We start from the raw sequence: 10469 nt of genomic DNA, 5'->3' as shown, positions 1-10469 counted from the left end.
CGCGGTAGCGGTCGAGCCAAAATTTCCCCCGGTGAACATGCCCCCGCCGCCCGGTTCAGGCCGTCAAGCCCACGGGCGCAACGATTCCCAGTCGAGTAGAACCCCGGGACTTGTAATGAAAAGGTCGCGAGTTCGATTCTCGCAGGCGGCTCCAGGTCAAAGGTCCTTTCCGGTTCGCCGGGGAGGGCCTTTTTCGTGTCGGTGGGTCGGTCGGCGGGGGGCTCACCCTCGATGACCAGGGCGAATGCCGGGGAGGTAACTCGCCGCCATGGGCTGAAAAAATCTGTGGTGGCGGGGGTAGACATTCCTCGGGAGTCGGTATACAGTCACTGTCGTTCAGCAAATAAGTCCAGAGGCCGGGCAGGCGAGCTGCCCGGAGTAGGAAGTAAGACCGTCCCTTCCGGCGGAGAAGAGAATCCGGTGCAGTAGGCCGGACCGCCGGAGCGGACGAAGAAGCAAGACGAAGTACGAAGTTGCAGTAGCAAGTGGTTAGGACCGGCAATCCAGGAGGTGGTGCCCACTGAGTATTCATTTATCAGTTCCGCGTCTCAAGGAAAGTCGGATGCGGTGTACGGCATCGGCCCACTCGGCCGGTGAGCAGAGATGAATGTAAATCCACCTACGTAAGTCCCAGGCCCCGGCGCATGCGCGCCGGGGCCTGCTGGTTTTTGGCCCGCCGTGGCTCATCGTTGCATAAAGTTCTTTGCACAGATTGTCGTGCAAAGAGTACTGTGCAAGTATGGCCGACGAGGTACCACCCAGAGAGATCACCGACCCCGCCGCGCTGCGGGCGCTCGCGCATCCGCTGCGCCAGCGCATCTTGCGGGTGCTCGCCGAGAACGGGCCCGCCACGGCAACGGCGTTGGGTGCCAGGTTGGGGGAGAACACCGGGGCGACCAGTTACCACCTGCGTCAGCTCGCCGAATACGGGTTCATCGAGGAGGCGCCCGAACTGGCCAAGGGTAAGGAGCGGTGGTGGCGGTCGCCGCCGAAGGATTTGCGCTATCGGCTGGACAAGGATCAGTCGCCGGAGATGCGTGAGTTGCTGGAAGGGCTTGTCTCGCAGCACATCACCGACGATATCGAGATGTTCCAGCGGTTTCGGGACGAACGCGAACAGCTCGGTGACTGGGGCGATGCGATGCCGTTCTCGCGCGGCGCGATCTACGCGACCCGCGAGGAACTCGACGCGTTCTGCGAGGACTACCTCGCACTGCTCAAACGATTCCAGTCCACCCACGCCGAGGGCAGGCCGGGTGCGCGCCGGGTGCTGACCCGGTTCATCGCCTTCCCGGCACCGGGAATGAACGACAGTGAGTAGAACGATGTTTCGTCGAATGACCGTGCTCGCCGGCATGATCGCCGCCATCGTGGCGGGCGCTCCGCTCGCGCAGGCGGATGACATCACCACCACCGACATCACCTTCACCCGTTCCGACGCGACCGCAACCAACGGCACGATCCACGCCCCCGCGGGCGCGACCGGCAGACCCGGCGTAGTGCTCGTGCACGGATCGGGAACGGGGAAAAGTCCCCAATACGACCAAGTGGCAACAGCTCTGGCGCGCGAAGGCATCGTCGCGCTGCGCTACGACAAGCGCACCGAGGACTACACCCCAGCGCACCGCGACTACTCCCTGCTCGCCGACGATGCCCTCGCCGGCGTCGCGGCGCTGCGGAGCAGACTGGAGGTCGACCCGTCGAAAGTCGGGATCTGGGGACTGTCGGAGGGTGGTTGGGTCGCGCCGCTGGCCGTGTCCCGGTCGGCCGACGTCGCGTTCCTGATCACCATCGCCGCCAACTCGGGCGCACCGGCCGCGCAGCAGACCTGGGCCAACGAAACCAGGTTCGAGGCCGCGGGCGTCCGTGGTTCAATGATCGATGTGTTGGGGCGCAACGGAATCCGCGTGATGGCGGGTGCGGGGTTGTTCGCCCAGGCCGACTACGATCCCCTGCCCGTCTTGGCCGACATCGAGCAACCGGTGCTGGGGATCTGGGGTGAGAAGGACCGGCTCACCCCGCCGGGTGACAGCCTGCGTGGCTTCCAGGAAGTCTTCGACCGCGTGGGAAAGACGAACTACACGCTGCTTACCCTGCCGAATGCCCAGCACGGCGGCTTCACCACGACCGACGGTTTCGACAAAGGCACAGAGCTGTCCCCTGGTTATGTCCAGCTCATGGGCGACTGGGTGAAGGGACTGCCGGAAACAGCGTCCGGAAACGCGGATCTGCCAGCAGCGCAAGGACATTCCGTGACGCCGCTGAGCCCCCTGGAGTGGTGGGAATCGCCGATGGCACAGCTCGCCCTACTCTCAGGGACCGTGCTCGCACTGCTCGGTTACGCACTGACTGGCTTCGTCCGGGCATGGCGCCTGCCCCATGCGGTGCCAGCGCGAATCCTGGTGGTGACGGCGGGAATCGGCATAGTCGGCGCGACCGCCCAGCTGCTGTTCGTCGCGTCGTCGAACGCTACGGAATTCGGTCCGCTGATCTTCGGGCGCACCCTGACCTGGGCGGCATTGCAGCTGATCGCCGCTGGTGCGGTGGTCGCGCTGGTCTTCGTCATCGCAGGCCGCCCGCGACCGCGAGACGGCGCGGGTCCGCGCATCCGGTGGGCGCTGATCATCTGTGCGGGAATCGGCTTCACCCTGTGGGCGCTGTACTGGGGCCTGCTCAGGCCCTGACAGCGAGAAAGCCCCCGATCTTCGAGATCGGGGGCCTCGGCTCGAGCTACCCCTGAGGCCGATCGCCATTGATCGGTCTCAGGAGAACTGACTCGGGTCAGCGTGCGGCGGCGTTGCGGCGGGTGGCCCGAGAGTTCATGGCACGACGCAGGATCTGGTGGAGCACGGCGTCGAAGGCGACGGTGTCTTCGATATTGCTGAGGTGACCGTGCGGGAGCACCTGGAAATCGGCCAGCTGACCGGTGCGGCGCAGGATATCGACGATCGGACGCGACAGGCGCTGTGGGAGCAGTCGGTCGCGAGCGCTGGCGATCACGGTGGTCGGCACGGTCAGGTTGGCGGTGCCCGCCGACAGATCCATGTCGGCCATGGCGGCGGCGTGGCGGCCACGCGCGACCGGACGGCAGGAGCGGATGATGCCCATCGCGAAGTCGACTTCGTCGGCCGTGGCCTCGGGGGTGAGCACGCGACTGCGGAGAACCTGCTGGGTGAGCCAGCCGCCGGGGATCGGCAGCGGCGCGAACAGCAGCGACTCGCTCACCGGCTGCGGCATCCGCACCGGCGCGCCGAGCAGCGTGACCGGGTACTGGGCGACGACGAGCTGCTTGTTCAGCATCGGCAGCATGTCGGTTTCCCCGCGGATGGCGGCATTGGCGGTATTGGCGAGCAACACCGCGGACGCGCGCCGCGACACCTGCTCGGGGTGGTGCTTGGCCCAGGCCTGAATGGTGAGCCCGCCCATGCTGTGCCCGGCCAGGACCGCCTTCTCGTCCCCACGCAGCGTCGCGTCGAGGACGGCGGACAGGTCGTCGGCCAGGGTGTGCTCACTGGGGGTGGCGGTGCCGAGGGTGGATTCGCCGTGGCCGCGCTGGTCGTAGCTGACCACGCGGTACTCGCCGGCGAAGGCGTTGATCTGCGGGTTCCAGTATTCGATACTGCAGGCCCAACCGTGGATGAGGACCAGGGTGGGGGCGGTATCGGGACCGTAGACGTGGACCCGGAGCCGCGCGCCGTCCGCGGTGGTCACCGGGACGACCTGGTGCGGGGCGGTGGGGGTGTTGAGCTTCGCGGTAGCGAAGCTGCGGGTACGCAGCCCGGCACGGAACTGTGCGGTCAGTGCGCCGGTCTCGAGGTGAGAGACCATGGATCGCGCTGCCGCGAACGTCATCATCGACTTCGCAAGCATCTCGGCACTCCTTTGTGTCGTAGGCCACCGTACCGTGCAAGCCGGGGTGCTAGCTAGTGTTAGCGGGTCACAGTGTCCCACTTGTTGTGAACCGGGTTACTGTGGGCACCGTCACTGTGAGATCGACTGATTCCGCCGGAAGTTACACACTGCCCGATAACAATGCGAACCGGCGTGGCGGAGTTCGGGCGCGTCGGTAGCGTGCTGGCGGTGGCGATCGGGCGCCGCTACCGTAAGGGAGTGGACAACACGCACGTCACGGCCGAGATTTCCGGCGCGGATCAGCAGCCGGCGACCTGGCAGCGGCTGACACCACCGCTGATCACCGCCGGTCTCGGCATCGGCACGCTGGCCCTGCTGCGTTTCCGCGACCCGCACGTGGAGGGTTCCTACGGCCTGTGCCCGGTCTACGCGCTGTTCGGGGTGTATTGCCCGGGCTGCGGCGGCATGCGCGCGATGCACAACCTCACCGACGGCAACATCATCGACTCGCTGCACAGCAATCTGCTCGCCGTGCCGCTGACGCTGGCGTTCGCGATCTTCGTCATCGACTGGCTCCGGCGCGCCCGCCGCGGACAACGGTGGCGCATGCCCGGCATCAGTCCGGTGATCGTGTGGTCCTTCTTCGGCCTACTCGCCGTCTATACCGTTGTGCGCAATACCCCGTGGGGCACCTGGCTGACGCCCGTCTGACGTCAGCCCGCGCTGCCGGGTGTCTGATGTGCCTGCCCGCCCAGCGGCGGAAGTTGCGGCAGCGGCTTGGTCCCCAGCCAGATCGCGAACAGCCCACGCAGCGGCGCCACACTGTAATGACCGGCCAGGTCGACGAATTCCTCCGTGGTGACAGAGGAGTGCCGATAGCGCGCGGTCCATTCCCTGATCAGTTCGAAGAACAGGTGATCGCGTAGTTCCAGCCGCAGCGCGTGCAGCGTGAGCGCCCCACGTTTGTAGACCCGGTCGTCGAACATGTCCTTGGGTCCGGGATCGCCGACAACGATGTCCTGCGGCTGACGCGCCAGGTTCGCCCGCGCGGCCCGCGCCAGCTGATCCGCGGTCGGCCCACCGGAGGATTCGGACCAGATCCATTCCGCGTAACAGGCGAAGCCTTCGTGCAGCCAGATGTCGCGCCAATGCTTCAGCGTCAGGCTGTTGCCGAACCACTGATGCGCGAGTTCGTGTGCGACAAGACGTTCCGCACCGCGCTTGCCGTCGCAATGGTTGGCACCGAAGATCGAGATGCCCTGCGCCTCGATCGGGATGTCCAGTTCGTCGTCGGTGACGACCACGGTGTAATCGTCGAACGGGTACGGCCCGAACTTCTCGGTGAACAGCGCCATCATCTCGGGCTGACGCGCGAAATCGTGGTCGAAGTTCACCCGCAGGCGCGACGGGACGACGGCGTGCATCGGCACCGGTTCGCCGACCGCGCCGACCCGGTACCTGCGGTAGTTGCCGATCTGGATCGTCGCCAGATAGCTCGCCATCGGCTCGGCCATCTCATAGACCCAGGTGGTCTGGCTGGCCTTGGCCTGCTTGCCGACCAGGGTGCCGTTGGCTTGGGCGTAGAAGGGGCTGTCGGTGGTGATCGAAATGCGGTAGGACGCTTTGGAACTGGGGTGGTCGTCACACGGGAACCAGGAGGCGGCACCGTTGGGCTGGCTCGCGACCAGCGCACCCTCGGTGAGCTCTTCCCAGCCGACCTCGCCCCACAGCCCGCGCACCGGTTTGGGGGTGCCCGCGTAGTGGACGGTGATCTCGAGAACGCCACCGGCGGGGATCTTCTGCTGCGGTGTTACCGCGAGCTTGCCCTGCTGATGGACGAATTTCACCGCCTTCGACCCGTTGACGAGCACCTTCGACACCATCAGCGCCTGCGACATGTCGAGGGTGAACCACGGCCGCACCGTCGTGGTCACCGCGATGACCACCGCGCGCCCGGCGAGCCGGTTGCTGGCCGGTTTGTAGCTCAGCTCCAACTCGTAGCGGGACACGCGATAGCCGCGATTGCCGTTCTGCGGCAGATAGTTATCGATGGGTTCCTCGTAGAACTTGCTCCGCATCAGGCGGCTCCGCGCTGCCTCGACTCCCGCGTCACGGCGGGATCGGTCCAGTGCGCGATGGGGTTGCCCCACCAGCGCGTCGACGGGGGAACCACGTCGCCGCGCATGACGAGCGAGGCCGGTCCGATGGTGGCGCCCGCGCCGATGTGGGCGGCGGGCAGGGCGACGCAGTGCGGTCCGAGGGTGGCGCCCGCTTCGAGGGTCACCGTGTCCATGGACATGATGCGGTCGTGGAACAGGTGCGTTTGCACCACGCAGCCGCGCTCCACAGTCGCGCCGTCACCGAGTGTCACCAGGTCCGCCTCCGGTAGCCAATAGGACTCGCACCATACCCCGCGACCGATCTTGGCTCCGAGTCCGCGTAGCCACAGATTCATCACCGGAGTACCCGTGGCGGCACGCGCGAACCACGGTGCCGCGACGGTCTCGACGAAGGCGTCGGAGACCTCGTTGCGCCACACGAACGAGCTCCACAGCGGATACTCCACCGCGCGAATTCGCCCGACTATCAACCACTTCGCGGCCACCGCGATCACACCGGCGAGCGCGCCCGCGGCCATCAGCACCAGCCCGGAGACGAGCGCGGCGACGAGGTAGTCGGTGTGCTTGGCGATCAGCGCGAGCACGAGCAGCACGCCGAGCCCGATGGCGAAGGTCACCATCACCGGGATCAATCGGCAGGTCTCCACGAACGCGCGCGCCAGCTTCAATCGCAGCGGCGGATCGAACGTGCGTGAGGTGTCGCTGGATTCGGTCGCGCGACGCAGCCGCACCGGCGGGCTGCCCAGCCAGGACGAGCCCGCCTTGGCCTTGTTCGGCGCGGCCGAGAGCACCGCGACCAGACCGTTCTTCGGGACACGACGGCCGGGGGCGGTCATCCCCGAATTGCCGAGGAAGGCGCGTTTGCCGACCTTGGATTCGCCGATGCGCAGCCAGCCGCCACCGAGTTCGTAACTGCCGATCATGGTGTCGTCGGCCAGGAACGCGCCATCGGAGATCACCGTGAACTTGGGCAGCATCAGCACGGTCGACGCCTCGACGTTCTTGCCGATCTTCGCGCCGAGCAGCCGCAACCAGACCGGGGTGAGCAGGCTGGCGTAGAGCGGGAACAGGAAGGTGCGGGCGGAATCGAGCAGACGTTCGGTGGCCCACACCTGCCAGCCGGTCCGGCTGCGCACGGGGTGGTAGCCCTCGCGCAAACCGATGCTGAGCAGGCGCACCGCGAGCACGGTGGCCACGGCGTACACGCCGAGACTGAGCAGGGTGGCCAGCGGCAGGATGGCGAAACCACCCACGGCGGCGGCGCTGATGGTGGTCTCCTCGCGGATCCACCAGGCGATGAAGGTGCCGCCGACGGCGAGGCCGAACACGGGCATCGCGCCGAGCACCATCGACGACAGACCGAACACGACCAGCCAGTGCCGCGCCCGTTCCGGGGAGTGGTCGGGCCAGCGGTGCCGCGACTTGCCGGTCTTGGCGGCAGGTGAACCCGCCCATTCCTGTTCGCCCTTGACCTTGCCCGAGACGGCGGAACCGGGAGCGATCTCGGCCTTCTTGCCGATCTTGGTGCCGGGCAACAGGATCGAGCGGGCGCCGATCACCGCGCCGTCACCGATGGTGATGCCGCCGATGTGCACGATGTCGCCGTCGACCCAGTAGCCGGACAGGTCCACCTCGGGTTCGACGCTGGCGCCGTCGCCGAGTTCGAGCATGCCGGTGACCGGCGGCAGGCTGTGCAGGTCGACACCGTGACCGATCTTGGCGCCGAGCGCGCGCGCGAACGGGACCATCAGCGGTGCGCCGGACAGGCTTTCGGCCCCACTGGCTTCGGACAGCCGGACGGCAGCCCACAGACGCAGGTGCACGCCCGAGCCGCGAGGATAGGAACCGGGGCGAAGTCCGGCGAGCAGGATTCGAGCGCCGACCACGCAGATCGTCATCCGGCCGATCGGCGAGATGAACAGCACGAACGCCAGGAGAATCCACCACCACGACAGGCGTGGCAGCCACGGCAGCGAACCCGACCAGCCCGCGATGCCCGACACGACCGTGAGCCAGGTGACCCACTGCAATCCGGTCAGGGTGGTCAGCGGAATCGTGGCAAGCACCTGGATGATCTGCGCGCGCAGCGGCGTCGGCCGCACGACACGCACGTCCACGGCCGCGACCGGTGCGCTGCCGTCGAGGAGTTCGACCAGCGAACCCAGACGCGGGTGGTCGTAGAGATCGGCGACGGTGACGTGCGGGTACCGCTCACGCAGCGCGCCGACGAGCTGCGCCGCCGACAGTGAACCGCCGCCCAGATCGAAGAATTCCGCGTCGAGATCGGTGGGTTGGGCGCCGAGGATCGCGTCCCACAGGTTCGCCACCCACGCCGCGGTGCCGGACAGCCCGGTCTCGGCCGGTTCGTCGGTCGAGGGCAGCGGCCACGGCAGTGCGTCGCGGTCGACCTTGCCGGAGGTGCGTGTCGGCAGGTCGGCGACGATCGCCAGGCGCGGCACCAGCGGGGCCGGAAGCTGTTCGGCCAGAATCTCTCTGGCCTTCTTCAGATCGAAGTCGGGCCCGGCGCCGGTGAGGTAGCCGACGAGAATCTTGTTGCCCGCCTTGGTGGTTCGGATCGCGGCCGCCGCACCGCTGACACCCGGCAGGTGCTGCAGCGCGTTGTCGAGCTCGCCGAGTTCGATACGACGGCCGCCGATCTTGATCTGGTCGTCGGCGCGGCCGAGGAAGATCAGACCTTCGCGGTCGTTGCGCACCAAATCGCCACTGCGATAAGCGCGTTCCCATCCGAGCGAGGGCAGCGGCGCGTACTTCTCCGCGTCCTTGGCTGGATCGAGGTAGCGGGCCAGGCCCACGCCACCGATCACGAGTTCGCCGGTTTCGCCTTCGGCCACCGGGTTGCCCTGCGGGTCGACGACGGTGAGGTCCCAGCCGTCGAGCGGCAGGCCGATGCGCACGGGCATCTCACCGGTGAGCAGCGCGGCACACGCGACCACGGTTGCCTCGGTGGGGCCGTAGGTGTTCCACACCTCGCGGTCGGCGCCCGCTAATCGTTCGGCCAGTTCCGGTGGCACCGCTTCGCCGCCGAAGATCAACAGCCGCACCGATTCCAGTGCTTCCGCGGGCCAGGTCGCGGCCAGCGTCGGCACCGTGGAGACGATGCTGATCTCGCGGCGCATCAGCCACGGGCCGAGGTCGGCACCGGTGCGCACCAGATCGCGCGGGGCGGGGACCAGGCAGGCGCCGTTGCGCCAGGCCAGCCACATCTCCTCGCAGGAGGCGTCGAAGGCCACCGACAACCCGGCCAGTACGCGGTCGCCGGGGCCGATCGGAGCCTGCTGGAGGAACAGGCGGGCCTCGGCGTCGACGAAGGCGGCGGCGTTGCGATGCGATACCGCGACACCTTTGGGCGTGCCGGTGGAGCCGGAGGTGAAGATGATCCACGCGTCGTCGGCGGGGGTGGGCAGGGTGTTCCAGTCGTGTTCGCCTTCGGTGGTGGTCGCCGACTCGATACCGTCGGCGGTCGCGATCGCGCTCACCCGAGCCTCGCCGAAGACCAGCTTGGCGCGTTCCTCGGGATCGTCGGCGTCGACGGGCACGTAGGCGGCGCCGCAGTAGAGCACGGCCAGAATCGTCACGTACAGCGCGGCGGAGCCGGAGGGCATCCGCACGCCCACCCGGTCGCCCGGTCGCACGCCCGCCTCGGTGAGCTCGGCCATCCTGGCCTCGATCGTGGCGATAAGTTCCATATAGCTGAGCACGACGGTGCCGTCGTCGATGGCCGGCGCGTCCGGGTGGGCGAGGGCGGTGCTGGTCAGGATGTCGACCAGGGTGCGCGGCGGTGCGGCGAGATCCGCGCGCAGCAACGGGTCGCGCAGGACCGCCGGTACCTCAGTGTGTGGCTCGAGCATTGTGCTCAGTCCACCTCTCATCGGTTGACCCCCATCGGTGGTATCTGTTGTTTCATGAGCGGGTTACCGGAGGGCAAACAGGATGGTCACCAGATGCCAACGGTACTCGGTGCGGGTGATGTCGGACGGCAGCGAAGGGCGTGCCGTCCGCGCTGTTCACGACGGTGATTCCGGCGGTTCGCCGAGCGCGGTGACCACCAGTCGGTGCAGCGTCCGCTGTTCGTCTTCGTCGAGGCGGCCGAGCACGCGCGCGGTCGCCTCGGCGATCAGCTTGTCGGTGCGCTTGCACTGCTTGCGCCCGGCTTCGGTGATCCGCAGCCGGTACTTGCGCCGATCCTTGCCGTCGCGGGTGCGCTCTACCAGGTCAGCGCGCTCCAGTGCGTCGATCAGGCGGACGACTTCACTGCGGTCGATACCGAGCGCGTCGCCCACCTTCTTCTGCGTCAGGTCGGCGTTCTCCTCGATGAAGGTGAGCACCCAGTGATCGCGCAACGGGACGTCGATCTCGGCGTGCAGCGCCTTGGTGAGCCGTCCGAGCGCGTACACCGGGTAGCGCGGCAGGCCGCGGACGGAGTTCGTGTTCGTGGACATGAGAGGGAACTCTAGCAAATGGTGGAGCTACCCAATC

7 protein-coding genes are annotated in these 10469 nt (G+C 67.4%); 3 read left to right on the top strand and 4 right to left on the bottom strand.

Features of this window, described 5'->3' with window-relative positions:
• The first annotated feature begins 739 nt into the window (after positions 1-739).
• Together ACLJPD_RS21880 and ACLJPD_RS21875 are read left to right on the top strand one after the other, a co-directional pair.
• On the top strand, positions 740-1321 hold the full coding sequence (locus ACLJPD_RS21880) for an ArsR/SmtB family transcription factor (RefSeq protein ID WP_410874476.1): 582 nt from the start codon (positions 740-742) through the stop codon (positions 1319-1321).
• 16 nt (positions 1322-1337) lie between these two features.
• Positions 1338-2684: an alpha/beta hydrolase family protein gene (locus ACLJPD_RS21875; RefSeq protein ID WP_410874475.1), complete on the top strand. Its 1347-nt coding sequence runs from the start codon at positions 1338-1340 to the stop codon at positions 2682-2684.
• 97 nt (positions 2685-2781) lie between these two features.
• Here the strand turns inward: ACLJPD_RS21875 and ACLJPD_RS21870 are convergent, their stop codons facing one another.
• Complete coding sequence (locus ACLJPD_RS21870) at positions 2782-3870, bottom strand: alpha/beta fold hydrolase (RefSeq protein ID WP_410874473.1); 1089 nt, start codon at positions 3868-3870, stop codon at positions 2782-2784.
• 162 nt (positions 3871-4032) lie between these two features.
• Here ACLJPD_RS21870 and ACLJPD_RS21865 point away from each other — a divergent pair, with 162 nt between their 5' ends.
• Positions 4033-4563: a DUF2752 domain-containing protein gene (locus ACLJPD_RS21865; protein WP_410874472.1), complete on the top strand. Its 531-nt coding sequence runs from the start codon at positions 4033-4035 to the stop codon at positions 4561-4563.
• Positions 4564-4565: 2 nt separating this feature from the next.
• Here the strand turns inward: ACLJPD_RS21865 and ACLJPD_RS21860 are convergent, their stop codons facing one another.
• The 3 genes from ACLJPD_RS21860 to ACLJPD_RS21850 form a co-directional block, all read right to left on the bottom strand.
• Positions 4566-5930: a M1 family metallopeptidase gene (locus ACLJPD_RS21860; RefSeq protein WP_410874471.1), complete on the bottom strand. Its 1365-nt coding sequence runs from the start codon at positions 5928-5930 to the stop codon at positions 4566-4568.
• Positions 5930-9841, bottom strand: a complete 3912-nt coding sequence (locus tag ACLJPD_RS21855; RefSeq protein ID WP_410874470.1) for a Pls/PosA family non-ribosomal peptide synthetase — start codon at positions 9839-9841, stop codon at positions 5930-5932. The genes ACLJPD_RS21860 and ACLJPD_RS21855 overlap by 1 nt, the downstream gene beginning before the upstream one ends.
• A gap of 156 nt (positions 9842-9997) precedes the next feature.
• Positions 9998-10432 (bottom strand): MarR family winged helix-turn-helix transcriptional regulator, encoded by a 435-nt coding sequence (locus ACLJPD_RS21850; RefSeq protein ID WP_410874469.1) that lies wholly within the window; start codon positions 10430-10432, stop codon positions 9998-10000.
• Positions 10433-10469 lie beyond the last annotated feature (37 nt).

The sequence above is a fragment of the Nocardia sp. A7 genome (assembly GCF_046549215.1).
Classification (GTDB): Bacteria; Actinomycetota; Actinomycetes; order Mycobacteriales; family Mycobacteriaceae; genus Nocardia.
Note: the sequence above shows the minus strand (reverse complement) of the source record. Positions and strands in the feature narration are given on the sequence as shown.

Coding starts and splice junctions, on each gene's coding strand:
- ACLJPD_RS21880 (WP_410874476.1), top strand. CDS start 740: ATGGCCGACGAGGTACCACCCAGAGAGATCACCGACCCCGCCGCGCTG.
- ACLJPD_RS21875 (WP_410874475.1), top strand. CDS start 1,338: ATGACCGTGCTCGCCGGCATGATCGCCGCCATCGTGGCGGGCGCTCCG.
- ACLJPD_RS21870 (WP_410874473.1), bottom strand. CDS start 3,870: ATGCTTGCGAAGTCGATGATGACGTTCGCGGCAGCGCGATCCATGGTC.
- ACLJPD_RS21865 (WP_410874472.1), top strand. CDS start 4,033: ATGCGAACCGGCGTGGCGGAGTTCGGGCGCGTCGGTAGCGTGCTGGCG.
- ACLJPD_RS21860 (WP_410874471.1), bottom strand. CDS start 5,930: ATGCGGAGCAAGTTCTACGAGGAACCCATCGATAACTATCTGCCGCAG.
- ACLJPD_RS21855 (WP_410874470.1), bottom strand. CDS start 9,841: ATGCTCGAGCCACACACTGAGGTACCGGCGGTCCTGCGCGACCCGTTG.
- ACLJPD_RS21850 (WP_410874469.1), bottom strand. CDS start 10,432: ATGTCCACGAACACGAACTCCGTCCGCGGCCTGCCGCGCTACCCGGTG.